The sequence below is a fragment of the Flavobacterium pygoscelis genome (genome assembly GCF_023162025.1).
Lineage (GTDB): Bacteria > Bacteroidota > Bacteroidia > Flavobacteriales > Flavobacteriaceae > Flavobacterium > Flavobacterium pygoscelis.
This window is the reverse complement of the sequence record NZ_JALNUB010000007.1, coordinates 191,286-217,479: the sequence shown is the minus strand read 5'-3', so window position 1 is coordinate 217,479 and position 26,194 is coordinate 191,286. Positions and strand designations below refer to the sequence as shown.

21 protein-coding genes are annotated in these 26,194 nt (G+C 31.1%); 12 read left to right on the top strand and 9 right to left on the bottom strand.

Translation table 11 applies throughout. The features are described 5' to 3' along the window. Positions 1–41 precede the first annotated feature (41 nt). The 5 genes from MW871_RS12670 (at position 42) to MW871_RS12650 (ending at position 9,616) form a co-directional block, all read left to right on the top strand. Entirely contained in the window at positions 42–1,073 is a 1,032-nt protein-coding gene (locus MW871_RS12670; RefSeq protein ID WP_248428903.1) for a TlpA family protein disulfide reductase, read from the top strand. A gap of 388 nt (positions 1,074–1,461) precedes the next feature. Next, entirely contained in the window at positions 1,462–4,269 is a 2,808-nt protein-coding gene (locus MW871_RS12665; RefSeq protein WP_248428902.1) for a M16 family metallopeptidase, read from the top strand. Between the two features lie 133 nt (positions 4,270–4,402). After that, a complete protein-coding gene (locus MW871_RS12660) occupies positions 4,403–6,466 on the top strand; it encodes a protein-disulfide reductase DsbD family protein (protein ID WP_248428901.1) in 2,064 nt (687 codons plus the stop codon). A 79-nt stretch (positions 6,467–6,545) separates the two neighbouring features. After that, positions 6,546–8,081, top strand: coding sequence for an aminotransferase class V-fold PLP-dependent enzyme (locus tag MW871_RS12655; RefSeq protein ID WP_427854654.1), 1,536 nt, complete (start codon positions 6,546–6,548; stop codon positions 8,079–8,081). 173 nt (positions 8,082–8,254) lie between these two features. Beyond that, a complete protein-coding gene (locus MW871_RS12650) occupies positions 8,255–9,616 on the top strand; it encodes an amidohydrolase (protein ID WP_248428900.1) in 1,362 nt (453 codons plus the stop codon). A gap of 103 nt (positions 9,617–9,719) precedes the next feature. Here the strand turns inward: MW871_RS12650 and MW871_RS12645 are convergent, their stop codons facing one another. Beyond that, positions 9,720–10,310, bottom strand: a complete 591-nt coding sequence (locus MW871_RS12645; RefSeq protein WP_188050906.1) for an RsmD family RNA methyltransferase — start codon at positions 10,308–10,310, stop codon at positions 9,720–9,722. Next, positions 10,307–11,128, bottom strand: coding sequence for a DUF3822 family protein (locus tag MW871_RS12640; RefSeq protein ID WP_248428899.1), 822 nt, complete (start codon positions 11,126–11,128; stop codon positions 10,307–10,309). The genes MW871_RS12645 and MW871_RS12640 overlap by 4 nt, the downstream gene beginning before the upstream one ends. A gap of 198 nt (positions 11,129–11,326) precedes the next feature. Between MW871_RS12640 and MW871_RS12635 the strand changes: the two genes are divergently transcribed. Beyond that, positions 11,327–12,748 (top strand): ATP-dependent DNA helicase, encoded by a 1,422-nt coding sequence (locus tag MW871_RS12635; RefSeq protein ID WP_248428898.1) that lies wholly within the window; start codon positions 11,327–11,329, stop codon positions 12,746–12,748. Positions 12,749–13,456: 708 nt separating this feature from the next. Here MW871_RS12635 and MW871_RS12630 read toward each other — a convergent pair. After that, positions 13,457–14,263: a hypothetical protein gene (locus tag MW871_RS12630; RefSeq protein WP_248428897.1), complete on the bottom strand. Its 807-nt coding sequence runs from the start codon at positions 14,261–14,263 to the stop codon at positions 13,457–13,459. Positions 14,264–14,362: 99 nt separating this feature from the next. Between MW871_RS12630 and kdsB the strand changes: the two genes are divergently transcribed. Continuing rightward, positions 14,363–15,088, top strand: coding sequence for a 3-deoxy-manno-octulosonate cytidylyltransferase (kdsB, locus tag MW871_RS12625; protein ID WP_248428896.1), 726 nt, complete (start codon positions 14,363–14,365; stop codon positions 15,086–15,088). Here the strand turns inward: kdsB and MW871_RS12620 are convergent, their stop codons facing one another. After that, positions 15,089–15,754: a spermidine synthase gene (locus MW871_RS12620; RefSeq protein ID WP_248428895.1), complete on the bottom strand. Its 666-nt coding sequence runs from the start codon at positions 15,752–15,754 to the stop codon at positions 15,089–15,091. A 61-nt stretch (positions 15,755–15,815) separates the two neighbouring features. Between MW871_RS12620 and MW871_RS12615 the strand changes: the two genes are divergently transcribed. Next, entirely contained in the window at positions 15,816–16,370 is a 555-nt protein-coding gene (locus tag MW871_RS12615) for a 1-acyl-sn-glycerol-3-phosphate acyltransferase (RefSeq protein ID WP_188050912.1), read from the top strand. 33 nt (positions 16,371–16,403) lie between these two features. Here the strand turns inward: MW871_RS12615 and MW871_RS12610 are convergent, their stop codons facing one another. Then, positions 16,404–16,880 (bottom strand): helix-turn-helix domain-containing protein, encoded by a 477-nt coding sequence (locus tag MW871_RS12610; RefSeq protein WP_248428894.1) that lies wholly within the window; start codon positions 16,878–16,880, stop codon positions 16,404–16,406. 311 nt (positions 16,881–17,191) lie between these two features. On the opposite strand from MW871_RS12610, the gene MW871_RS12605 reads away from it, so the two are divergent. From MW871_RS12605 to MW871_RS12590, 4 genes are all read left to right on the top strand, one after another. Further along, a complete protein-coding gene (locus MW871_RS12605; protein ID WP_248428893.1) occupies positions 17,192–18,346 on the top strand; it encodes a M14 family metallopeptidase in 1,155 nt (384 codons plus the stop codon). 78 nt (positions 18,347–18,424) lie between these two features. Then, a complete protein-coding gene (locus tag MW871_RS12600) occupies positions 18,425–18,904 on the top strand; it encodes an Lrp/AsnC family transcriptional regulator (RefSeq protein ID WP_066082003.1) in 480 nt (159 codons plus the stop codon). Between the two features lie 96 nt (positions 18,905–19,000). After that, positions 19,001–21,586, top strand: coding sequence for a phosphoenolpyruvate carboxylase (locus MW871_RS12595; RefSeq protein ID WP_248428892.1), 2,586 nt, complete (start codon positions 19,001–19,003; stop codon positions 21,584–21,586). Positions 21,587–21,598: 12 nt separating this feature from the next. Then, positions 21,599–22,114, top strand: coding sequence for a DinB family protein (locus MW871_RS12590; protein ID WP_210646461.1), 516 nt, complete (start codon positions 21,599–21,601; stop codon positions 22,112–22,114). A gap of 1 nt (position 22,115) precedes the next feature. Here the strand turns inward: MW871_RS12590 and MW871_RS12585 are convergent, their stop codons facing one another. The 4 genes from MW871_RS12585 to MW871_RS12570 all read right to left on the bottom strand — a co-directional run bounded on the left by MW871_RS12585 (position 22,116) and on the right by MW871_RS12570 (position 26,180). Then, positions 22,116–22,592: a DNA-deoxyinosine glycosylase gene (locus MW871_RS12585; RefSeq protein ID WP_248428891.1), complete on the bottom strand. Its 477-nt coding sequence runs from the start codon at positions 22,590–22,592 to the stop codon at positions 22,116–22,118. A 9-nt stretch (positions 22,593–22,601) separates the two neighbouring features. After that, entirely contained in the window at positions 22,602–24,713 is a 2,112-nt protein-coding gene (gene recQ, locus MW871_RS12580; RefSeq protein WP_248428890.1) for a DNA helicase RecQ, read from the bottom strand. 83 nt (positions 24,714–24,796) lie between these two features. Continuing rightward, the gene (locus MW871_RS12575) at positions 24,797–25,198 is read right to left on the bottom strand and encodes a DNA primase (RefSeq protein WP_248428889.1); all 402 of its coding nucleotides are present in this window, start codon (positions 25,196–25,198) and stop codon (positions 24,797–24,799) included. Positions 25,199–25,205: 7 nt separating this feature from the next. Next, positions 25,206–26,180: a deoxyhypusine synthase family protein gene (locus MW871_RS12570; protein WP_188050919.1), complete on the bottom strand. Its 975-nt coding sequence runs from the start codon at positions 26,178–26,180 to the stop codon at positions 25,206–25,208. Positions 26,181–26,194 lie beyond the last annotated feature (14 nt).

Sequence of the window (26,194 nt, the reverse complement as noted above, 5' to 3'; positions counted from 1 at the left end):
GTACTCTCCTTTTTTTCTATTAATTTTTTAAAAACCAAAAGATGAAAAATGTATTTTTGATCGCATTACTAGTAGTTTTGCTTTCTTGCCAAAAAGTTATGCCACCTAAAGATTATGTGGTTTTACACGGAAAAATTGAAAATCCAACAGAAGGATTGGGTTTAAGATTCTATAATCCCACCACTAGAAAATCTTTTACAATTAAAGTAGAAGCTAACGGTGTATTTAGAGACACTATAAAATTAGAAAAAGCGGCGTATTATAATGCAGTTTACGGAAATATTTTTGCTGCTTATCTAGCTAATGACATGGATTTAGAAATTAATTTTGATGCTAAAAGTCTTTCGAAAACTATCGTTTTCAAAGGAAAAGGTGAACATGAAAATACGTTCCTACGATTTAGAGCTAAATTAGAAGGCGGTTTAATGGGAGCAGATTACAAAGCTTTCTTGAATGTTGAAAAGCCAAACTTTGATTCTAAAATGAAAAAATTCAGTGACGAATTTAAAACTGAATTAGATCAGAAAAAATCCACTTTAGAGACTGATTTCGTTACGGCTCAATTAGTATACTTAGAGGAGTTTAATAAAGGAATGGCTATAAATTTTGTTGAGGAAAAAAGAAATAATAGTGAATTAGGAGCTGGTAAACAATCACCAGATTTTAAAAATTACATCAATCATGATGGTGGAAAAACTTCACTTTCTGATTTTAGAGGAAGCTACGTTTTTATTGATGTTTGGGCAACATGGTGCGGACCTTGTAAATACGAATTTCCTTTTATTGGAAAAGTAGAAAAAATGTATCACGGTAAAAACATCAAATTTGTAAGTATCTCAATTGACCGTTTGAAAGACGAACAAAAATGGCGTGATATGATTAAAAAAGAAGGTTTAGTTGGAATCCAACTTTTAGCGGATAAAGAAATTAATTCTTCATTTATTGCAGGATATTACATTCAAGCAATTCCACGTTTTATCATTTTAGATAAAGAAGGTAAAATCATCAATTCTGATTCTCCTAGACCTTCAGAACCAGAATTATTAGATATCTTAAATTCTCTTGATCTTTAATTATTAATTCAAAAGCATCAATTATTAGAACTAAACCTATGATTTTTTTAATTTTCATAGGTTTGGTAATTGATCGCTTAATGTTATTGATTACAAGTATTATATTATTTTGTTTCGATTTTTAAAATGAGAATCGGTAACAGAACGGGCATATTTATGCTGTTTTTTTGCGTGAGGGATTGCAGTGAAGCTCTTTTTTATGAAATTCTCGTTTTTGAACGAGAAATTGATAAAAAAAGCGGGAACGTAAAGCCCGACCTGAAGAGGCAAGGAGGAACGACGAAGCAATCTGAAAGGTCACGCCCAAAGCAAACATTTCTTTTTTTTAATTACTAAATAGTGTAGTGCTTTTGTAAACTACCTATCTAAAATTTATTATTACATAAACATGAAAAATCTATTAACCGTATTTTTTCTCTCTTTGGCAGTGCACACAATTACTGCACAAGAACTAAAATTGAATGATCCGCTTCCGGTGAATACCAGAATTAAAAAAGGAGTTCTTAAAAATGGAATGACGTATTACATTTATAAAACGGATGTAATAAAAAATGTGGCAAGTTATTATATTATACAAAATGTAGGTTCGGTTTTAGAAAATGATGATCAACAAGGATTGGCGCATTTTCTGGAGCACATGGCTTTTAACGGGACTAAAAATTTTCCTGGTAAAGGAGTTTTAAACACCCTTCAAAAACATGGAGCCGTTTTCGCAAAAGACATCAATGCGTATACCGCTTTTGACGAAACGGTTTATAATATGGATAATATCCCTACAAATGTTCCGGGACTTATTGATACTTCCTTATTGATTTTGCATGATTGGGCAGATGGTTTATTGCTGACTGAAGCAGAAATTGATGCTGAACGTGGCGTAATTAAAGAGGAGTGGAGAACAAGACAAAATGGGTATATGCGTCTTTTTAAAAAATCATTACCAGCGATGTTTAATAATACTAAATATGCAGATCGTATGCCTATTGGTTTAATGAGCGTAGTTGATAATTTTAAATACAAAGCACTTAGAGACTTTTATCACGATTGGTATAGAACAGATTTGCAGGCGATTGCTGTTGTGGGTGATGTTGACGTAGCTGAGATTGAACAAAAAATTCAAAAATTATTTTCTCCAATAGAAGCTATAAAAAATCCTATTGAGCGTTTTGTAATACAAATTCCTGATAATAAAGTGATGCTTTATAATTTAGGAATAGATAAAGAAGTGGCAACCTCAACGATTTCTTTTACCATAAATCAACCAAAATCTTTAAAAGACGAAACTGTTGCTGATCTTAAAGAATCTTTATTTAGCGGAATGATTTCAAGAATGTTGAGCTCTAGATTAAGAGAGATTTCTCAAAAACCAGACGCTCCATTTGTATCGGCAAGCGCTAGTTTTCAAAGTTTTGCTAGAGCAAAAAATAATTTCGGACTGTTGATTTCACCTAAACCAAATAATCAAGTAGAAGCTTTTAAAGTTGCTTTAATAGAGCTAAATAGAGCCGTGAAATTTGGTTTTACACAAGCAGAAATTGATAGAACGATGGCAGTGTACAACAATTATTACCAAACTAAAATTAGTAAAATTGATCAAACACCTCATGCAGAAATAGTAAATACGATTCAGAAAAACTATTTAGAAAATGAGGCAATGACAGACATGCCAAAAGAGTATGAAATCGTTAAAACGATTTTTGCTACAATGACTCCTAAAGATTTACAAGATTTTATTCAAAAATTATACTCTCCAGAAAACAGAGTTCTTGATGTAACGGGTGTTGAAGGAGAAAATAATCTTTCTGAAGCTGCAGCTTTACAATTGATTAAGCAAGTAGAAAATGATGCTACTATAACTGCTTACACGGATGAATTTGTGGGTAAAACATTGATTTCTGGTCTGAAAATAAAAGCAGGAAAGATAAAATCTGAAAAAGTAAATAAAGAAATAGGCTCTACCCGTTTTGTGTTGAGCAATGGAGTAGTAGTAGATTATACATTTACCGATATCGAAAAAAACAATGTGCTTTTAGAAGCGGCTAGTTTTGGAGGTAATTCTTTAGTAAAAGATGCTGATCTTCCATCGGCAGCAATGGTTAGTACTTTAATGGGAATGTCTGGTTTAGGCGATTATAATGCGACAGATTTAAGAAAAGTATTGGCGGGTAAAAATGCGAATGCCAGAATTGGTATTTCGGATTTAGAAGAAAATATTTCGGGTATGACTACCACTAAAGATATCGAAACATTATTGCAAATGATTCATTTACAGTTTGTAAAACCTCGTTTTGACCAAGATAGTTTTAAAGTTTTATTGAACAATTTAGACAACAGTTTGATTCAAAGAAAGAATGATATTGCCTATAAAATGGAAGATAGCATCACTACAACTTTGTACGGATTTAATAATCCTAGAAAACGTTTGTTTGATGAAAAGTATATCAAAGATATTTCATTCGAAAAAATTAAAGCTATTTATCTTGAGCGTTTTAAAAATCCTGCTGACTTTACTTTCTTTATTGCAGGTGATATCTCAAAAGAGGATCTAAAACCTTTGCTAGAAAAATACATTGCTAGTTTGCCAACTACAAAGAAAAAAGAAAAATGGCAAGATAATTCGGTTTCTTGGTTAAAAGGAACGAACAAAAAAGAAATTTTCATGGCCATGGAAGACCCAAAAGCTACGGTAAGAATTGCTTTTAAAAATCCATTTACGTACAGCTTAAAAAATACTTATGTTCTAAAAGCGTTTCAAGATGTTCTTGAAAATAGATTGTTAGAAACTTTGAGAGAGCAAGAAGGTGGAACTTATGGAGCCAGCGTTTTTAGCTCTTTACCAAAAAGACCCAAACAAATAGCTAGTTTTTATGTTTATTTTGATTGTGATCCTGACAAAGTAGATAAGTTGGTAGCCATTGTTCATGAAGAAATAGAGAAGATTAGAAAAGGAGACATCGATAAAGAAGATTTAGATAAAGTATTGACTAGTTATTTAAAAGACCTGAAGGAGGAAAAAGAATATACAAATTACGGTTTGAATGTAATGTATGACTACACCATCGAAGGATACAATAGAAATGATGCGGCCAATAATTTAGATCTTATAAATTCGGTTACACCACAAGATGTTCAAAAATTGGTCAATACAATTTTGGACAAAGCAGAAAGTTTCGAATTTATATTTAAACCTCAAAAATAATATTCAAAACATCTTTCGTTACTACTTATTTTTTGTATAAGTATTTTGAATTAGTAAGCAACCAACGAAAGTATTTATTGGGTCATTTAAATATGGCCCTTTTTTTTACTTCAATCTCAAAAATTAAATTCTAATGAAAAAAATAATAATTCTTTTAGCCTTTTTTATAAGTGCTATTTCTTTTTCTCAAATACACAATCCTGTAAAATGGTCTACTTCAGTAGTAGCTGTTGGAGAGGGACAATTTGATTTGGTTATCCAGACTACTATTGAAGACGGTTGGCATTTGTATTCTCAAAGTGTTCCTGATGACGGACCAGTTCCTACGGCTTTTACTTTTACCAAAAATGCAAACTTTGAATTAGTAGGAAAACCTACTGAAGGAACGGGACGCACGATTAATGATCCTGTTTTTAACATGAAGATTAAGTTTTTTGAAAGTAAAGCTGTTTTCAAACAACGCATTAAGTCACTTTCAAAAAAAGCTTTAAAAGTGGTAGCTGAAGTAGAGTTTATGGTTTGTAATGATGCCAATTGTTTGCCTCCTTCTTATGTAGATTTGAATTTTCAAATTCCAGAAAATACTTTAGTTGCAGCTATTAAAGAAGAAGTAGCAGTAGAAAAAGAAGCCGTTTTAATTGCTGCCGAAAAAAATACAATAGATACTTTAGAAAAAGAAGAAGTAGCTATAGATTCGACTGCTAAAGCTGAAATTAAGGCGGAGAAAACGACACTAAGTAAAAATAAAAAAGAAACCGATAGAAGCTTGTTAGCCATCTTTATCATCGCTTTCTTCTCTGGATTTGCAGCTTTATTGACACCTTGCGTATTCCCAATGATTCCGATGACGGTGAGTTTCTTTACCAAACAAAGTAAAACTAGAGCTAAAGGAATCAAAAACGCCATAATCTACGGATTATCTATTGTTATCATTTATGTGTTGTTAGGTTCAATCGTAAGTGCTGTTTTTGGTGCCGATGCTTTGAATGCATTGTCGACTAATGTATGGTTTAATATTATTTTCTTTGTGCTTTTGGTTGTTTTTGCAGTTTCCTTTTTAGGTGCTTTCGAAATTATGCTTCCTAATTCATGGGCAAATAAAGTAGATACAAAAGCAGATAAAGGTGGATTAATCGGGATTTTCTTCATGGCTTTAGCCTTGGCGATCGTTTCTTTTTCTTGTACAGGTCCAATCGTGGGAACTTTATTAGTACAAGCAGCAGCTGGCGGAAATCAAGTAGGTCCAATCGTAGGGATGTTAGGTTTTTCTTTGGCATTAGCCATTCCGTTTGCCTTATTCGCCGCTTTCCCAGGATGGTTAAACTCCTTACCAAAATCAGGTGGATGGTTGAATACTGTGAAAGTAGTTTTAGGATTTTTAGAACTAGCATTAGCTTTTAAATTTTTATCAAATGCCGATTTAGTATTGCAATTGCATTTACTAGAGCGCGAAGTTTTCTTAGCGATTTGGATTGCTATTTTTGGTACTTTGTCTTTTTACCTTTTTGGAAAAATTCAATTGCCACATGATTCTCCTTTAACACACATCTCTGTTGGAAGATTAAGTTTAGGTTTACTGACATTAACTTTTACCATTTACATGATTCCAGGTTTATGGGGAGCGCCTCTAAACTTGATCAGCGCTTTCCCACCCGCACAACATTACAGTGAATCTCCTTATGGAGTTGGATCTTCTCAAGGTAGTGGATCTACTGCAGCAACTCTCGAAATTCCAGAAGGAGCACATTTAATGGCACCACATAATATTTTGGCTTTTACAGATTATGATTTAGGTATGGCTTACGCCAAAAAAGTAAATAAACCGGTTATGTTAGATTTTACAGGTTATGCTTGTGTAAACTGTAGAAAAATGGAGCAACAAGTTTGGCCAAAAGAACAAATTCTATCCATCCTTAACAATGAAGTAGTGCTTATCTCATTATATGTAGATGATAAAAGACCACTTCCTGCAGGAGAAGAAATCGAGTCTAAACTAAGGCCAGGTAAAAAACTGAAATACGTTGGCCAAAAATGGAGTGAATTTCAAACCATAAAATACAAAGCGAACGCTCAACCTTTTTATGTATTGACGGACAATGAAGGAGAAAATTTAATTGACCCTGTTGGTTATACTCCAGATGTCGAAGAATACCAAAATTGGTTAAAAACAGGAGTGGCTAATTATAATAAAAAATAAATAACGAACCGATTATTTAAAAGCATTCCAATTCTAAAAATGGAATGCTTTTTTTATCAATAAACTAAATCTACTGAATATGAGTTTTTTTAAAAATATTTTTTCAAAAGAGGCCACTCCAACGACTACTGAAGCAGCTACCGAAGTTTCTGAGTTAGAGGTTTATTTTACACAGTTTCGAGAAAAAATTGTGGGTATGCACCAAAAGTTTGAATCTCCTTATGGCGAAAAAGAAATTATTTATGCAGATTGGACCGCGAGCGGAAGATTGTACCATCCTATAGAACATAAATTACTGCATGATATTGGTCCATTTGTAGCTAATACACATACTGAAACTTCTATTACTGGTTCAGTTATGACCATGGCGTATCATGATGCTAGAGCAATAATCAAAAAGCATGTAAATGCTAGCGAAGACGATGTTTTGATAACTGAAGGCTCAGGAATGACTGGAGTTGTTAATAAACTGCAACGTATTTTAGGATTAAAAGTTTCTGAAAACTTAAAGGAATATACTCAGGTTCCTGATGCTTTAAAGCCTATTGTTTTTATTACGCACATGGAGCATCATTCCAATCAAACGTCTTGGTTGGAAACAATTGCTGATGTCGAAATAATTCCTTGTCTTTATTCTGGATTAATCTGTTTTGAGAGTTTTGAAAAGGTTTTAGATCAATATAAAAACAGACCAATCAAAATTGCTTCGGTAACTGCTTGCTCTAACGTAACGGGTATTAGAACGGATTATCATAAAATTGCTACTACGATACATAACCATGGTGGTTTGTGTTTTGTAGATTTTGCTTGTTCGGCTCCTTATGTGGACATCAATATGCATCCAGAAGAAAAAGGAGCTTATTTAGATGCTATTTTCTTTTCTCCACATAAATTTTTAGGAGGTCCGGGAAGCAGTGGTGTTTTAATTTTTAATAAAAAACTTTATAAAAACATAGTGCCCGATAATCCTGGTGGTGGTACAGTAAGTTATACCAATCCTTGGGGGGATCATGATTACGTTGACGATATTGAAACGAGAGAGGATGGAGGAACGCCAGGATTTTTGCAAACTATAAAAATTGCACTTTCAATTCAATTGAAAGAAAAAATGGGAGTTTCTAATATTATCAAGAGAGAACACGAATTGAATGAAATCATTTTTGAGAAATTTTCTAAAATACCGAATCTTACCATTCTAGCGTCTGAGCATAAAGATCGATTAGGAATTTTTTCTTTCTATATTACAGATGCTCATTTTAATTTAATTGTAAAATTATTAAATGACAGATTTGGAGTTCAAACTCGTGGGGGTTGTTCTTGTGCGGGAACGTATGGTCACTTTTTATTAAACGTAGATCAGCAAACGTCAAAAAGTATTGAAAAGAAAATATTAGAAGGTTGTATGCTTGAACGTCCAGGTTGGATTCGAATGTCTATTCATCCTACAATGACTAATGCTGAAATTAATTTTGTTTGTGACGCTATTACGGATGTTGCAAAAAACTTTAAAAAATGGGAATTAGATTATCGCTATGATGCCGTTCGTAATGATTATGTACACCATCAAAATAAAAGTATCGAAAAAAAAATAATGCAAAATTGGTTTAGTTTATAAATTTTAGGAAAGGCTCATTAAGATGAAATTTAATTTTTTAATTTTTTTGAGCCGTTTTATTTATCAGTTTTCCAATTGCTTTGTTACTATTACAGTTCAGTATAAATTTACCATCTATTTAGTACATCTTAATAAAGGATTAATCTAGATTAGCAAAATAATAAAAAGAGAATATGGATCAAAACGCGATTAGTAGAAAAAAGTTTTTGGGAATGGGCGCAGCAGCAACTGGTGCCGCTTTACTTTCTAGTGTTGGTAGTTCGGCAATGACAAATGTGATGCCTGAAGATAAAAAAATAGCTGATTTGAAGGAATATATTTTAACGAATGTAAGACTCGAAGAAGGTTTTGAATACAACGAAAAAAACGAAGTTATTGCTACCAAAACCGATTTATACAATTTACATATTGCCGATGGTAAAATCAAAAAGATAGCCAAAGGTAAACTCGATTTAAAATTGAAAACAATTAATGCAAAGGGTTTCTTGATGCTTCCCGGATTACGTGATATGCACATACATATTGATAAAACGTATTACGCTGGAAAATGGAACGCTGCGCCAAGAAAAGGCTACACTGTAAAGGACATGATTAGGTTAGAGGAAAAAATAATTCCACAATTACTAACAGATTCCCAGCATAAAGCCGAAGAAGCGATTAAGCTTATGCAAAGTCAAGGTACTTATTTTGCCCGTTGCCAAACCAATATTGATCCCGTAAGCGGATTAAAAAGTTTGGAACATTTATTAGCCGCATTAGATAAAAACAAAGATAGTTTTGCTTGGGAAATTGTAGCTTTTCCACAACATGGTATTCTGTATTCAAAATCAGAACCTTTGCTTAGAGAAGCCGCTAAAATGGGGGTTGATTTTATTGGAGGACTAGATCCAACTACTGTTGATGGGAATTTAGAGCAATCTCTTGATTCTATGTTCCAAATTGCAATTGATAATAATAAAGGAATCGATATTCACTTGCACGAAGGATTACCAACAGGAAAGGCGGCAATTGAATACATAATCAAAAAAACAGAAGAGAATAAACAGCTTCAAGGAAAAACCTATATAAGTCATGGTTTTGCTCTTGCGAGAATGGAGCAAAAAGACTTAGAAAAAATTTCAGAACAAATGGGAATATTGGGTATTGGAGTAGTTTCTACAGTTCCTATTGGCCGAACCATAATGCCAATTCCTACTTTGAAGAAATATGGTGTTAAATTAATGACTGGAACAGATAGCATTGTAGATCATTGGCAACCTTTTGGAAATTGTGATATGCTTGAAAAAGCAAAATTATGTGCCCAACTTTACGGTTGGACAGATGAGTTTGGTTTGAGTCGCGCGTTACATATTGCCACTACTAACGAAATTTTGCCACTTGATGATGCAGGAATTCGTACTTGGCCTCTTGTAGATAATGAAGCCAATTTTATTCTAGTAAATGCAAGTTGTTCTGCAGAAGCAGTCGCGCGTTTGCCCAAACGAGAAGGTGTATTCTATAAAGGAAAACTAATAGCTGGCGAAATGAAAGCGTAATTTTTTTTATTTGAAGTTTTCGATTCAATTTTAAGATTTAGAATTAAAACAAAAAAAGATGCTTTAAAGGCATCTTTTTTTGTTTGTAAGACGATAAGATCAATTATTCCTCTTCGCCATCGTTTAAATTTGATTCTTCCTCATTTTCATCATTGCTTTCAAATTCGAAAAAACTGAAAATAGAACCACCATAACTTTTTTGAAAAGAAAAGTGAATCATGTGATCTAGTTTGGTATATTTTGAATGTTCAATAACCATCATTCCGTCCTGGTTTAATAATTCTTTTTGGAAAACCAATTCAATGATTTTTTCAAAAGTCTTTTGATCTAAACCATAAGGAGGATCAGCAAAAATTATATCGTACGATGTTTTGCATTTTTCTAGATAAGCAAAAACATCACTTTTTGTTGCGGCAATATTAAAATCATATTCGGTTGCAACTTGCTTGATGAATTTTACACATCCAAAATCTCCATCTACAGAGGTAATAGGAGTACATCCGCGTGAAGCAAATTCATAACTAATATTTCCTGTACCTGCGAATAGGTCTAATATTTTAAGTCCTTCAAAACTAAAATGGTTGTTCAAAACATTAAACAATGCTTCTTTAGACATATCTGTTGTAGGGCGAACGGGCAAACCTTTTGGTGGTGAAATACGTCTTCCTTTGTATTTTCCTGAAATTATTCTCATGAGTTGAAAAGTATAAAGTGTTTTCTGTTTTCGGCCTCAGAAAAATAATTATTCCATCGCAAATCCTCTACATCAATTAGAGAGACATTGCGAATGTATTTATATGCAATTGTGTAATAACTACTATCTTTGGTAATGTCGCCAATTAGTTCTAACGGAAAATTTTCGGGATTTAAGTTCAATTGTTCGGCAGTAAACAAGAGATAATAAATAAAATCTTCTGGCGTGTTGTATTCAAAGGAGTTAAAGAGTAATAACTTTTGGTTTTGAATAACAATAATTTCAAAATGCCCATTATTTATATGAACGAACATCTTTTTTTCATCTTTATTTTTGGAGTAAATCAATAATTTATTAACCAAAATGGTATTGGCGTGTTTGTAATCGAAAGAACCAAATTGATCAATAAAAAAATTATTGATATTTACATAAGGAATATAAACGGTATTCATCTGATAATTAGCAATTTGATCAAAAGCAAAAAAATCAGTTTCAAAAACCTTTGTATTGTATTGCAAATAGCTTCCTAAATGATTTTCATCAAAAAGCGGTTCTGGAATAAATGTAGAAAGATTGTTGTTATGAATTACTAAAATCTCATCATATTGTTGCTTTAATTCAGGATAATTAGCAAAAGCTTCAGCAAATAAATCCTCAATTTTAGTGGCTTTATGAATGGTGTCAAAATGCACTTCATTAAAAGAACTAACGGTATTATTGAGTGTATCAAAACAACAAAAAGACAAACCATTCAAGGAAACTTGAACAGAGAGTTTTTTATAAACCTTTTCGGTGATGTTGGTGTTTTGTGTTGGCATATTTTGTTTTATAATTCATTTACAATTTTTATTTTGAAGCGAATTAAATGAGTCAACAAACTTACAAATAAAAACAGCAATGACAATTGTAAAAATCAAATTCAATGCGAATTTCAATTTCAAAAATCAATAGCATTCACAATCTCATTTTAAAATGGAAACCCTATCTTTGAAATTCATTTTTCAACCTATTCCCAGATGAATTCCTCCTTGTTTTACAGTCTTTTACAGAGAAAATTTCCGTTTCAACCTACTTATAAACAAGATATTTTTTTTCAAAAAATCGCTATTTTTTTGACTGAAGTCGAAAATAAAACCATTTTTGTCCTAAAAGGGTATGCTGGAACTGGAAAAACAACAGTAATTTCTACGATAGTAAATAGCTTATTAGACATCAACAAGAAATATGTTTTGCTGGCACCAACAGGTCGTGCGGCGAAAGTAATTGCCAATTATTCGGATAAACCTGCTTTTACAATTCATAAAAAGATTTATTTTCCTAAAAAATCTTCAGGTGGCGGCGTCTCCTTTACCTTACAGCAAAACAAACATACCAATACGATTTTTATAGTCGATGAAGCTTCGATGATTTCAGATACCAATTCTGACTCAAAATTATATGAAAATGGTTCTTTGTTGGATGATTTGATTTCATATGTGTACTCAGGAAAAAATTGCAAGATGATTTTACTGGGAGATACGGCACAATTACCTCCAGTAAATCTAGATATTAGTCCCGCTTTAGATATTCGTACTTTAGGAATGAATTATGACAAAGAAGTAGAACATATCGAACTAGACGAAGTAATGCGTCAGGAAGAAAATTCGGGAATTTTGCACAATGCTACGGAACTTCGAGAATTATTGAAAGATTCTTTCATCAATGAATTCAAATTTGATGTAAAAAAATTCAAAGATATTATTCGACTAACAGATGGATATGATATTCAAGATGCAATAAATTCGGCGTACAGTAATTATAGTATTGAAGATACCGCTTTTATTGTTCGTTCTAATAAAAGGGCCAATCAATATAACGAACAAATTAGAACTAAAATTTTAGACAAGGAAAGCGAACTGTCTTCGGGAGATTTTTTGATGGTGGTGAAAAATAATTATTTTTGGTTAAAGGATTCTGATGAAGCGGGTTTTATTGCCAATGGTGATATTATAGAAGTTTTAGAAATTTTTAATATCAAAGAATTGTATGGTTTTAAGTTTGCGAAAGTTAAAATTAGAATGATCGATTATCCCGATCAAAAACCTATTGAAACAGTTTTGTTAATGGATACTATAAAGAGCGAATCGCCATCATTAACCTATGAAGAATCGAATCGATTGTATCAAGAAGTGTTGAAGGATTATGAAGGTGAAACCAAATTTAAACAGTTTCAAAAAGTAAAAGCGAATGAATATTTTAATGCACTTCAAGTTAAATTTTCGTATGCAATAACCTGTCATAAGTCCCAAGGTGGTCAATGGAATACGGTTTTTATAGAACAACCGTATTTGCCAGACGGAATCAACAGAGATTATATCAGATGGTTGTACACCGCAATGACTAGAGCCAAGAATAAATTGTATTTGATAGGATTTAAAGACGAAAGTTTTGTGGAGTAATTTTACTGATGCAACTACAATGCTTTCTTAAAATAATTCTGTTTGTTGATAATTGTTTGGAATTAGTGCTTTTGTTTTCTTCAGTATTAAAGACTCCATATTTTCGCATTAGAACTATTTTTTTTTCAATTGCAAAGATATTTTTTATATTATATTAAAAATTACAATCACACTAAATAACCGGGTAAGGAGCAGTTTTCTTTAATTTGTAATTCAATGTTTTTTTTAAGTTCTTCAGGTTTTTGGGATGGAACAATAATTGATTTTCCATTTTTTAAATTTATTTTAATTCCGTATTTGATATTTGAACATCTGTTAGAATCACAATATTGATAAAGTTTTAGCTTATAGAATTCAAAGAATACAGAAAATTTAATTTTTTCAATAGTATCAATATCATTATACTTAAGTATACCTCTATTCATTAATATTAAAGTACTGTATCTTAAATTCAATTTGCTTACTGAATTGTCAATCAGAAAAATATTTCTCGATAATACAAATAAAGTTATAATGGAACTAAAAAGTATAAAGTAACTATTAAAAATTAGAGAGATAACAATACATATTAAATAATACCAATATTTAACTGCACTTTTTTTTTCCTTAAAAATTATTACATCTGTCGTTTTTTTCAAATTCATATTGAATTATATGTAAGTCTAACTAAAACTAATTAATCAAATATTTTTTTAAAAAAATGTATTATCAATAATAAGTTATTTCGTAAATAGTTTTGTCAACTAATTTATTATTTAAAAATCGTTCTCTACTAATTATATTACCCCTGTTATCATAATCATTTTTAAATGCTACGGTTTCAATAATTGTACCATCGCTTTTATAATATTTTTTTGTATTTAGGTTTCCTTTTTTATCAATTTCAAACGTAAAATAGTTAGCATTTGTTTTAGATTTAATATCGTGAATTTTTATAATATATCCTTTTTTATCAAAATATTTTTTAGATTCTAATTTGGTATAGCTTAAGGTGTCTATAAAACTCTTACTGATAAAGTAGTTTTTTTTATAATTATATTCGATTTGAATTGTTTGTTTTATTTTATTAGCGAAGTTCTTGTTTATTTCAATGGGATTATGATATTTATCAAAAGCTTGAGTAGTAATATTATATAGTCCATTTTTGTCAGATGATTTTTCTTCAATTAAATTATTTGCTTCATCGTATTTATAGTCAATAATCGTAGTATCATTATCTGAAATTACCTCTTTTTGGATAATTAATCCATTGACATACTTATAGCTAATCTCTTTTTTTTCAGTTTCTGTGAAGAATTTTTCATTCTTCAAATTTTTGTTAACGTCAAAATTTAAAATCGTCTTTTTAACCAAGTTAACGGTATCTTTTTTTATGAATTTGTATTCGTATTTTTTAATATCTATCGACTTTATTTTGCCAACAATCTCTTGTGTGTAATCATAATTAAAATCTTTTACTTTAATAGGACTACAAGAAACTAAAAATAAAAAAAGAACAATATAAATTGACTTCATACAGGATTTACTTATTAATTAATAAAAATTTAAAGATATAATGTTTTTGATGATAATTTAAAAATAGTTCTATTTTTGTCTTAGCATTAAAACATAAAAATGAAAATAATAGCAGTTATACCCGCACGTTACGCATCAACACGATTTCCAGCCAAATTAATGCAGGATTTAGGAGGAAAAACAGTGATTTTAACAACATACGAAGCTGCTGTAGAAACAAATTTATTTGATGATGTTTTTGTGGTAACCGATTCAGAATTGATTTACAATGAAATTATTTCTCATAATGGTAAAGCGATTATGAGTATCAAGGAACACGAATCGGGGAGTGATCGTATTGCAGAAGCTGTTGAAAGTATTGATGTAGATATTGTAGTCAATGTACAAGGAGATGAGCCATTTATAAATTCAGAACCATTAAAAGAATTGATTGAATTTTTCAAAAAAGATGCCGATAAAAAAATAGACTTAGCCTCTTTGATGCGCGAAATAAAAGAGGATGAAGAAATAAATAATCCCAATAATGTAAAAGTGGTTGTAGATCAAAACCAGTTTGCCTTGTATTTTTCACGTTCGGTTATTCCTTATGCTAGAGAGAAAAATGTAGGTGTTCGGTATATGCAGCACATAGGAATTTATGCTTTTAGAAAACAAGCCTTATTGGATTTTTACAGCTTGCCAATGAAATCGCTAGAAGCTTCTGAAAAGCTGGAACAATTGCGTTATTTAGAATTTGGAAAACGCATCAAAATGGTCGAAACTACTCATGTTGGAATTGGAATTGATACCTTAGAAGATTTAGAAAAAGCTAGAAAAATGCTATGATTAAGTTAGCTTATCAATTACAATTAACTCATTATGTTGTTCTACTCTGGCGATAGTTCTAATTTTAAAATCACTTTCGTAAAATTCAGAAACGTATTTTTTATTTCTTAGATTTTGATTTTGATTTAAAATCATAGTATTAAAAAGCACAACTCCACGACTTCTTAATAAATAGCAAATTCGTTTGGTAAAAAAATTTTCAAACAAAAAAGCAGGCATCGAAGTATCTTGAAAAACATCTATGATAATTAAATCGTATTTGTTTTTTGTTTTTAAAACATATTCAAAAGCATCATCAATTACAATTTGCAGGTTTTCTACAGTATCTAATTTAAAAAAAGTATTAGCTATTTTTATTATTTCGGGATCAATTTCGACACCAGTAATTTTGCCTTTGAATTTAATTTCATCTACTAGCGTTTTTATTACGCTTCCTCCTGCAACTCCCAAAACTAAAATATGATTCATAGACACTATTTTGTCATATCCGATATTTTTTAATCCTAATCGCAAGATTCTTTGTAAACTACCATATGAATAATTAGCATTTTGTGAGTCTAATACAAGTTCACCATTAGCCCAAGTAACCTCTATGGCATTACTTAAGGAAGATTTTGAAGTATAGATTTTTATTGGAATTAAATAGCTTAATATTTTTTTTATCATTGCTAGCAGTTTTGCCCAAAAATAGGATTTAAATTATTTATTTTGTGCAAAAAATTAAAGAATGAAAAAACAAATATATAAATGGATTTTTTTCAACCTTATGGGTTGGAAAATAGTAGGAACAATAGATCACGATCTTAAAAAATGTGTTATGATGGTGTTGCCTCATACGAGTGCGCATGATTTTTATTTAGGAATTTTTACTAGAGGGATTACTGGATTAGAAATGAACTTTGTGGGCAAAAAAGAATTATTTCGTTTTCCATTAGGATCCTATTTTAGATATATGGGAGGAGAACCATTAGATCGTTCTGGAGGTTTAAATAAAGTAGATTCGATTGCTGCTATATTTGAACGTAAAGAAGTTTTTCGATTGGCTGTAGCTCCAGAAGGAACGCGTAATAAAACGAACGAGCTTAAAACAGGATTTTATTACATTGCTCTTAAAGCCAATGTTCCAATTGTTCCGGTTGCATTTGATTTTGGTAAAAAAGAAGTTAATTTAGGCAAGCCCGTTTATCCTACTGGAGATCTTGATTCAGATTTGGCAGTTTTGAAAAAACATTTTGTTGGAGTAAAAGGTAAAATACCAGAAAAGGGGTATAGTGTAGAATAAATTCATTTCAATTCATTCAAATCATTTTTTACGTTAATTGGGACGATAACTCTTAAAAGTTCCATTTTTATAAAAAACTACAATCTTATCAATTTCTTCCGAATCGTTTTGTTTGTTAAAATTTTGATTTTCAATTTTCTTTGATCCTGATATAAGAACAGGATCTGGAATTTGATTTTCCGAAAATAAATCTTGGGCACTAATTGGTTCATTAAATAGAGTAGTGCTATTTTTTTCATTTAAGAGTTCCGTCGCTTTTCCTGCCGTTTGCTGTTCTGCTGTGTTTTTAGGAAAACTTCCTTTCCCATTCAAAATCCAATATAAATCTATATCTGGAAAAACTTCTAAAATTTTAAGTACAAAATCCAAACTTGGTTTGTTTCTTCCTGAAAGTAGGTGAGACAAACTAGAGCGTTGTACACCTATTTTATCAGCAAAAGAAGAAGCGTTTAGGCTATAATAATCTAATATAATTTCAAGCCTTTTTATAAAATCCTCTATGTTTACCATTGTAAATTAATATTGAAAGATAACTATTTACAAATGTAATCAAAAGCTATCTATTTTCCTAAATTACAGTTGTAAATTATACTTTTAATGTAATTTTTAGCTAATAAACACTTTAATCGATAGGTTTTAACATATTGATTTACTGTTATTTAGTTAATTATTTTAACAACGGTAACATTTGTCATTAATCATCACTCTAGCTATAATACAAAAGTAAAATAAACTGTTTACACTATTGAAATAAGCATATTATTTGTTGTTTACAAATGTAAATATAAAGATGTTTACTTTTGTAAACTAAATAAATCAGCATGAATTTAATAGCATTATTTGATAAAAATAAAGAAAGATCTATCAGTGGTAGATATATCACTTTAGTAGAAATAGAACCTTTATTGAATAAATTAAACAGTAATAATGAATTAAAAGTAATCGGAAAATCTGTCCTCGATAAACCTATATACTCCTATCAAATAGGTATAGGAAAGACTAAGATTTTTTTGTGGTCCCAAATGCACGGAAATGAAAGTACTACTACAAAAGGATTGTTTGACTTTTTGAATTATCTAAAAAGCGATGAAACCTTGGCTAATCATTTGTTAACGAATTTTACTTTTTTATGTATTCCAATGTTAAATCCAGATGGAGCTGCTTTATATACAAGATCAAATGCTAATGATGTAGATCTTAATAGAGATTCACAGGTACTTACGCAGCCAGAAAGTAAGTTTTTACGAGCTACTTTTGATGCGTTTAAGCCTGATTTTTGCTTTAATCTTCATGATCAACGTACTATTTTTGGTGTAGCCGACACCGGGAAGCCTGCAACCTTATCCTTTTTGGCGCCATCATTCAATGAGAATAGAGATGTGAATGAATCACGAATGAAATCAATTGATTTAATTGCTGCAATTAACGAAAAGCTACAGTCTTATTTACCTAATCAGATAGGTCGCTTTGATGATTCGTTTAATATTAACTGTATTGGTGATACTTTTCAGTACTTAGGAGTTCCTACTTTATTGTTCGAAGCGGGTCATTTTCAAGATGATTATCAGCGAGAAGAGACGCGTAAATTTGTTTTTATGGCGCTAATGAGTAGTTTTTCTGTACTTTACGAAAACGTTATAGTTGTTAATGGAATTGGCAAATACTTGAATATTCCTCAAAATAAAGTCGTTTTTTATGATTTTATTTATAAAAACATCAAAATAAGTTATGATGGTATTGAAAAAATCACCAATTTTGCAGCACAATACAAAGAAGAATTAATTGACAATGAAGTTTGCTTTAATGCCTATTTTTCTCAAATAGGAAATTTAGAACATTATTATGGTCATTTTGAGTACGATGCGAAAGGTGCTTCTTACAAAGATGATTTAGATAACATTCCAAAATTAAACCAAAAAGCTAATTTTTATTTAGGAAATAATGTAAAATTTGTTAACGGAATGATAAAAACGTAATATTTGTATCTTTTTGTTATTTTTTATATATAATTTTATACTTTGTTAAAGCAATTAAAAAAAATTAATTTTAGAATTATGAGTAAATTTCGTTTAGATGAAGTAGATCACCAGATATTGGACATGTTGATCGATAACACAAGAGTTCCTTTTACAGATATAGCAAAAAAGTTATTGATTTCTGCAGGAACGGTGCATGTTAGAGTGAAAAAAATGGAAGATGCAGGTATCATAATGGGATCTTCATTAGTTCTTGATTATGATAAATTAGGATACTCTTTTATTGCTTATGTTGGTGTTTTTCTAAACAATACCTCTCAAACTAAATTCGTTTTAGAGCGTATTAATGAAATTCCTTACGTTACTGTAGCTTCTGTTACTACAGGAAAATTTAATATCTTCTGTAAAATTAGAGCTAAAGATACCAAACATGCTAAGGATGTGATTTTTATGATTGATGATATCGATGGTGTTTATAGAACAGAAACTATGATCTCTCTTGAAGAAAGTATTAATGATAAGAAGCGTTTGATGCATACTATTTTCAAAAATATGTAATGTTCTTGAATGCTATATAATAAATATAACCTCAAGTTTACACTTGGGGTTTTTTTATGACAGTTTATTTAACTAAACCAACCACAACTATACAATATGTACACTTTACCTAAAATTGAACGCTTCAACCAAGAGGTGTTGTCAAAATACAATATTTACAATAGTGTTTTTATTACGCTTCCTTTTGATTCTATTGATAATACAGGTGCTTTGCTGCCTTTATTTTCAGAAATATGCGATGCAGGTTATAAAAAGCATGAAACTCCTAAAGAAATACTGGATTTTTTTGCTACAAGGTATTTAGAAAATGCCTCTGAAGCTGAGAAAATTGATATTATGTTTCGTTTTATTCAGTATATAGAACGACAAGTGGTTTTATTTGATGCTATTGAAGATGCTGCTTTCTCTACAGTACATAATATGGAAGGAATTGGGTCTCTTAGAGATATCAAGGAGAAATCTGATGTCAAAAATAAGCAAGAAGAATTAATTGATTTTTTAGAAGATTTTAATGTTAGAACAGTTTTAACGGCGCATCCAACTCAATTTTATCCAGGCGCAGTTTTAGGAATTATAAATGACTTAACTAATGCAATTCGAGTTAATAATTTATTAGAAATTAAGCTATTGTTGGCTCAATTGGGTAAAACTCCCTTTATAAAAGATGTAAAACCGAATCCTTTTGATGAAGCTGTGAGTTTGATTTGGTATCTTGAAAATGTTTTTTATGAGACCTCTGGTGAAATGGTTCATTATTTGCAAAAAAATATTTTTAAAGGAAACTCTATACAAAACCCATTAATTAAACTTGGTTTTTGGCCAGGAGGCGATCGTGATGGTAATCCTTTTGTTACTACTCAAATTACTTTGAATGTTGCAGAACGATTAAGAACCTCTATTTTAAAGTGTTATTATATTGAAATTAGAAAATTAAAAAGAAAATTAACTTTCTCAGGTGTAGATACTTTGGTTACTGAACTTGAATCAAAGCTTTATAGATCTGTTTTTTATTCTAAAGGAGAATTGTTTATATCCTTAGAGCAATTTAAAGCTGAATTAAATACAATTAAAGATATAATTATAGCCAAGCATCAATCTTTATATTTGGATGAATTAGAAGCGCTTTTGATAAAAGTAAATCTTTTTGGTTTTCACTTTGCTTCATTAGACATCCGTCAAAATAGTAAAATACATGATGCTGTGTTTAATGATGTTGTTGGTTATTATTTGAAAACAAATCCTGCTGTTTTTCCAGAAAATTATTTTGAATTATCCGAAGATCAAAAAATTGATGTTTTGTCAAATCTTTCAGCAGATTTAAATCCGGAAGTTTTTGAAAATGAATTAACACGATTAACAATCGAATCGATTCAGGTTATAAAAACCATACAAAGTAGAAATGGTGAATTTGGTGCAAATCGCTATATAATTAGTAACAATGAGAGCGCACTAAATGTAATGGAAACTTTTGCGTTGTTTCGTTTAAGCAATTGGCAAGAACCAACAGTAGATATTATTCCGCTTTTTGAGTCGGTTGATGATTTGCATAATGCGCATGCTATTATGGAAAAATTATATTTGAATCCCGCTTATGCAAAACATTTAGAAAATAGAGGAAACAAGCAAACGATAATGCTTGGTTTCTCAGACGGAACTAAGGATGGTGGTTATTTAATGGCAAACTGGAGTATTTATAAAGCCAAAGAAGAACTTACAGCTGTTTCTAGAAAATATGGTATTAAAGTAATTTTCTTTGACGGTAGAGGCGGACCTCCAGCACGTGGAGGTGGTAAAACGCATAAATTTTATGCTTCTTTAGGTCCAAATATCGAAAATAATGAAATTCAAATTACTGTTCAAGGACAGACAATAAGTTCTAATTTTGGTACTTTAGATTCTTGTAGGTACAATTTAGAAAACTTATTAAGCGCTGGTGTTACTAATCAGGTGTTTAATAAAGGGCAAAATGAGTTGACTGTAGAGGAGAAAAGTATTTTGGATGCTTTAGCGAATATAGGTTATGAAAAATATTTAAGTTTTAAAAATCATCCAAAATTTATCCCGTATTTAGAACAGATGAGTACGTTAAAGTATTATGCTAAAACAAATATCGGTAGTCGTCCTTCTAAAAGAAGTCAATCTGCTAGTTTAGATTTTGCTGATTTGAGAGCGATTCCTTTTGTAGGTTCTTGGAGTCAATTAAAACAAAATGTTCCTGGATTCTTTGGTTTGGGCACTGCTTTGAAAAAATTTGAAGATAATAACGAGTGGCATAAAGTTCAAGATCTATACAATAATTCATTATTCTTTAAAACCTTGTTGGAAAATAGTATGATGTCCTTGGCAAAATCATTTTTTCCACTGACGGCATATATGAAAAACGATCCCGAATTTGGTGAGTTTTGGCAAATTATTTATGATGAATTTTTAGAAACAGAACGTTTACTTTTGAAAATTGCAGGTCATAAAACTTTAATGGAAAATTATCCTGATGGTAAAGCTTCTATTGATGTTAGAGAACGTATTGTGTTGCCATTGATAACAATACAACAATATGCTTTACTTAGAATAAATGAATTAAATAAAGAAAACATACCCAACGAGGAGTTAATAAAAGTGTATGAAAAAATTGTTACACGTTCTCTTTTTGGAAACACTAATGCGAGTAGAAACTCCGCTTAAAAAATAAATAAAATGAAAGCATCACAATTACCAGTAAAAGAATATGCAGAATATTTTTTCCCATACATAAGTGTTTTGGGAGATGCCACTTTGATTGAAGAATTAGAAATTTCATTGCATGAGTTTATTCGTTTTGTTCAAAACATACCCATGGATAAATTTGATTTTCGTTATGCAGAAGGAAAATGGACAATCAAAGAAATTATTCAGCATGTAATCGATACAGAGCGTATTTTTGCGTATCGCGCTTTACGTATTTCTAGAAATGATCAAACACCTTTACCCGGTTTTGATGAAAATAACTATGTAAACAATACACAGGCAAATACTAGAAGTATTCAGCATTTATTGACTGAATTGTCTGCAGTTAGACATTCAAATATTTATCTTTTTAAAAGTTTTTCAAATGAACAATTAGAAAGAACAGGAATAGCTTCAAATGCTGGGATATCGGTTCGCGCTATAGGTTTTATTATGATTGGACATCAAAAGCACCATCAAAGAGTTTTTGAAGAAAGGTATTTGTAATTTAGTCTAAAATTGCAGACCAGATTTCTAATTTTTTATCAAAAGACATTGTATTTGCAGGACTAGTAGAAGGCATCACATAATACGTGATGCCTTTTATTTGGCCAAATTTTTTCAAGAAGTACTTATGACTTTCTTTCCCATTAAAAACAATTTTAGTTATTTGAGGAAATTTTTCAAATAGCATTTCAAAATCATTTTCTTTATGGTTTTTGATATGAATGTCTAGACTTCCTTTTCTTTCGCAATTTTCTAAAACATCCCATAATCCGATTTTATGATCTTGGAGAAAGTTTATCTTTTCTTCAAAAAGATCTGACACAGGTAAATTATTGAAAAGGGTGTAGATTATTTTCCAAAAATGATTTCTAGGATGTGCATAATATTCTTGCTTTTCTAAAGAGGCGATTCCAGGCATCGTTCCTAAAATCAAAATTTCAGTGTCTATGTTTACAAAAGGCGGGAAGGAATGAATCATATTTTAAATTTAAATTAAAGCACTTTCTTTTTCAAGTATAGCTAATGCTAATCGGATTTTTCCATAATCCATTTTTTCTTCAAAATAATCAAAATAGGGCTTTAAGGTTGCTGGCGATTCTAGTTTTATTTTTGCTTTTGCAATATTATTTACTTCATCATCAGAAACGAAAGCTTTCAAATCAATATAAACGCCGTCAAGATATAATTTGGCTAAATGAGACATAATAGTGCTTAGTCCTAATTTTCGTTTTTCAGCAATGGCTTCAGCAGATAATCCATTTTGATACAATTCTAAAGTCTCTTTGTAGGTAGATGTTTCCTTCTTTTTTTTAACTGCATTTGTTTTCTGAAAATCAATAATAGCTTTGATAAACGCATCGCCATACTTTTCTAGCTTTGCTTTTCCAACACCATCAATCGCTAATAATTCTTGTTCGCTCATAGGACGTTCGGTTTCCATTTGGCGTAAAGCCGCATCACTAAAAATCACATAAGCAGGAACTTCTTCTTCCTTTGAGATTTCATAACGTAATTTGCGTAAGGTTTCAAATAGTGAATTAGCAACTGATTTTGATTTTTTTTCTTTGACTTCTTGCTTCTCAATATTAATTTTTTGCACGGTTGTCAATTGTACTTTTTCACCTTCAAATAATACTTTTTTTGCAAAAGCCGTTAATCTAATTTTATTTTGTTGGTGAAAGGCAATTTCACAATAACCTAAATTAATCAATTGGATTAAGTATTGGTTCCAGTCGTACCAGGAAAGATCTGCGCCAACGCCGTAGGTTTTTAGGTTTTGATATTCCTTCTCAAAAATATAAGCATTTTTAGAACCTCGCAAAAAGTCAACAATAACGGGTAATGGTTCGCTTTCTTGTAAGCGTATTATTGCTGATAATGCTTTTTGAGCAATTACAGTTCCATCAAAAAATAAAGGCGGATTTTTACAAATATCACAATTCCCACAATTTTCCGTAACGAGTTCCCCAAAATAAGAAAGTAAAATTTTACGTCTGCAGCTTAAGGCATCCGCATATTGTTTCATGCGTTCTAACTTTGCTAGTTGCACTTCAGCATTCAAACCTTGTGATGCAAATTTTTGAAGCTGAATTAGATCGCCGTAACTTTCGAACAAAACCGTTTCAGAAGGTAAACCATCGCGACCTGCACGACCAATTTCTTGGTAATAGCCTTCTATATTTTTAGGTAAATTATAATGAATCACCCAACGTACATTCGATTTATCAATTCCCATTCCGAAAGCAATGGTTGCACAAACTACTTGGCAATCATCATTAATAAATTCATCTTGTGTTTTGGATCGAATTTTATTGTCTAAACCTGCATGATATGCTTTAGCATTTACACCAACTTTTTGTAATTTTTCGGCAAGTTCTTCGGTTGTTTTTCGACTCAAACAATAAATAATTCCTGACTCGTTTGGTTTTTCTTTTATAAAATCTATAATTTTTTTTACACGATCTAAAGCGGGACGCACTTCTAAACTTAGATTTTTCCTATCGAATGATGCTACAAATACAGTAGGATTTATTAAGTTTAATTGATCGCTAATATCCTTACGTGTAGCTTTATCCGCAGTGGCAGTTAAAGCTAAGATTGGAGTAGAAGGGAAGCGATTTTTAAGATACCCTAAATTGGTATAAGCGGGTCTAAAATCATGTCCCCAAGCTGAAATACAATGTGCTTCGTCAATTGCAATTAAGCTTATTGTCAAGCTATTGAAAATATTGTCCAAAAACGATAAACTTTCTGGAGCGATATAAACTAATTTAATAAGATTAGATTGTAATTTCTCTATGAAAAATTGACGCTCTTCTTCGGTTTGGCTACTATTTATAAAACAAGCTTCGATCCCATTTGCTTTTAAGCTATCTACTTGATCTTTCATCAAAGCGATAAGTGGAGAAATCACGATGGTAATTCCGGGGAATAATAAGGCAGGCAATTGAAAACAAATTGATTTTCCACCACCTGTAGGCATAATGGCAAGTGTATCTTGTCCAGATAATACACAATTAATTATATCTTCCTGATTGGGTCTGAATTTTTCAAAACCAAAGTTTTCCTTTAAAGTGTCGTGTAAAATTTGATTTTTCATTTTGGCGTATATTTAAACCTAAAGTAATAAAAAAAGGAACTCAATTGAGAGTTCCTTTTAAATAGTATTATAATTAAGATTTATTAATCTTCATCATCTTGATCTTCTTCATCATCAGAAAAATCCTTATCATCTCCATCTTCATCATCTTCGTCATCACCAGTATCAGGTTTGTCGATAACTTCATCTTCGTCATCATCTTCGATGTCATCGTCTAAGTCAAGACCTTTGATCGGTTCTACTACTTCGTCAATTAACATTTCATCATCTTCATCGTAATTTTCAATCCTATCAGATAGCTTAGTACTTACTTTTACTAAATAAATAGTATCTTCAGTTCGCACTTCGACTGCTTCAATCAATTCATTTTTTGCGTTTCTAAAACTAATGATGTTAGAATCATCATAACCGTCTGGAAATTTTTCTACTAGAAGGTTTAAAATTTCGTTTGTAAGTTTTGCGTAATCAACTATTACTCTTTTCATAAATATGCTATAGGTCTAATAAATAAGCGAAAATTAAAGGTGCTACTATTGTTGCATCTGACTCTATAATAAACTTAGGAGTTGAAATATCTAACTTACCCCAAGTAATTTTTTCATTAGGAACTGCTCCCGAATACGAACCATAACTCGTAGTAGAATCTGAGATTTGGCAGAAATAGCTCCAAAACGGAACATTTTCTACTTCTAAATCTTGATCTAACATTGGTACAACACAAATAGGGAAATCACCGGCGATACCACCACCAATTTGGAAGAAACCAATTCCTTTACCACTACAGTTTTTAGGATACCAATCTGCTAACCACATCATGTATTCAATTCCACTTTTTGTTGTTGTTGGCTTGAATTCTCCTTTGATACAATAAGAAGCAAAAATATTTCCCATGGTACTGTCTTCCCAACCTGGAACTACTATTGGAAGATTTTTTTCGGCTGCAGCAACCATCCATGAATCTTTAGGATCTATTTCATAATACTGTTCTAGAACTCCAGAATTAATCATTTGGTACATGAATTCATGAGGAAAATAACGCTCTCCTGATTTATCTGCCTTGTTCCAAATATCAAATAAATGAGATTGCAATCTTCTAAAAGCTTCTTCTTCAGGAATACAAGTATCCGTTACACGATTAAAGTGATTGTCTAACAAGTCTCTTTCTTCTTGAGGCGTCAAGTCTCTGTAATTTGGAATTCTCTTATAAGAATTATGAGCTACTAAGTTCATGATATCTTCTTCAAGGTTTGCACCAGTACAAGAGATAATATGTACTTTATCCTGGCGTATCATTTCTGCTAATGACTTTCCAAGTTCAGCAGTACTCATCGCACCACCAAGGGTAATCATCATTTTGCCATTATCTAATAAATGCTCTTCATATCCTTTTGCAGCATCTACTAAGGCAGCTGCATTAAAATGCAAATAATTCTTTTCAATAAACTGACTAATTGGTCCTTTGCTCATTTTTATTTAATTTA

What these genes read in the sequence shown, in the direction of transcription:
- MW871_RS12655 (WP_427854654.1), top strand. Translation starts at nt 6,546, where the DNA reads ATGAGTTTTTTTAAAAATATTTTTTCAAAAGAGGCCACTCCAACGACT.
- recQ (WP_248428890.1), bottom strand. Translation starts at nt 24,713, where the DNA reads ATGAAAAATCAAATTTTACACGACACTTTAAAGGAAAACTTTGGTTTT.
- MW871_RS12665 (WP_248428902.1), top strand. Translation starts at nt 1,462, where the DNA reads ATGAAAAATCTATTAACCGTATTTTTTCTCTCTTTGGCAGTGCACACA.
- MW871_RS12615 (WP_188050912.1), top strand. Translation starts at nt 15,816, where the DNA reads ATGAAAAAACAAATATATAAATGGATTTTTTTCAACCTTATGGGTTGG.
- MW871_RS12575 (WP_248428889.1), bottom strand. Translation starts at nt 25,198, where the DNA reads ATGAAAAGAGTAATAGTTGATTACGCAAAACTTACAAACGAAATTTTA.
- MW871_RS12630 (WP_248428897.1), bottom strand. Translation starts at nt 14,263, where the DNA reads ATGAAGTCAATTTATATTGTTCTTTTTTTATTTTTAGTTTCTTGTAGT.
- MW871_RS12640 (WP_248428899.1), bottom strand. Translation starts at nt 11,128, where the DNA reads ATGCCAACACAAAACACCAACATCACCGAAAAGGTTTATAAAAAACTC.
- MW871_RS12610 (WP_248428894.1), bottom strand. Translation starts at nt 16,880, where the DNA reads ATGGTAAACATAGAGGATTTTATAAAAAGGCTTGAAATTATATTAGAT.
- kdsB (WP_248428896.1), top strand. Translation starts at nt 14,363, where the DNA reads ATGAAAATAATAGCAGTTATACCCGCACGTTACGCATCAACACGATTT.
- MW871_RS12660 (WP_248428901.1), top strand. Translation starts at nt 4,403, where the DNA reads ATGAAAAAAATAATAATTCTTTTAGCCTTTTTTATAAGTGCTATTTCT.
- MW871_RS12645 (WP_188050906.1), bottom strand. Translation starts at nt 10,310, where the DNA reads ATGAGAATAATTTCAGGAAAATACAAAGGAAGACGTATTTCACCACCA.
- MW871_RS12670 (WP_248428903.1), top strand. Translation starts at nt 42, where the DNA reads ATGAAAAATGTATTTTTGATCGCATTACTAGTAGTTTTGCTTTCTTGC.
- MW871_RS12590 (WP_210646461.1), top strand. Translation starts at nt 21,599, where the DNA reads ATGAAAGCATCACAATTACCAGTAAAAGAATATGCAGAATATTTTTTC.
- MW871_RS12600 (WP_066082003.1), top strand. Translation starts at nt 18,425, where the DNA reads ATGAGTAAATTTCGTTTAGATGAAGTAGATCACCAGATATTGGACATG.
- MW871_RS12605 (WP_248428893.1), top strand. Translation starts at nt 17,192, where the DNA reads ATGAATTTAATAGCATTATTTGATAAAAATAAAGAAAGATCTATCAGT.
- MW871_RS12635 (WP_248428898.1), top strand. Translation starts at nt 11,327, where the DNA reads ATGAATTCCTCCTTGTTTTACAGTCTTTTACAGAGAAAATTTCCGTTT.
- MW871_RS12570 (WP_188050919.1), bottom strand. Translation starts at nt 26,180, where the DNA reads ATGAGCAAAGGACCAATTAGTCAGTTTATTGAAAAGAATTATTTGCAT.
- MW871_RS12585 (WP_248428891.1), bottom strand. Translation starts at nt 22,592, where the DNA reads ATGATTCATTCCTTCCCGCCTTTTGTAAACATAGACACTGAAATTTTG.
- MW871_RS12650 (WP_248428900.1), top strand. Translation starts at nt 8,255, where the DNA reads ATGGATCAAAACGCGATTAGTAGAAAAAAGTTTTTGGGAATGGGCGCA.
- MW871_RS12620 (WP_248428895.1), bottom strand. Translation starts at nt 15,754, where the DNA reads ATGATAAAAAAAATATTAAGCTATTTAATTCCAATAAAAATCTATACT.
- MW871_RS12595 (WP_248428892.1), top strand. Translation starts at nt 19,001, where the DNA reads ATGTACACTTTACCTAAAATTGAACGCTTCAACCAAGAGGTGTTGTCA.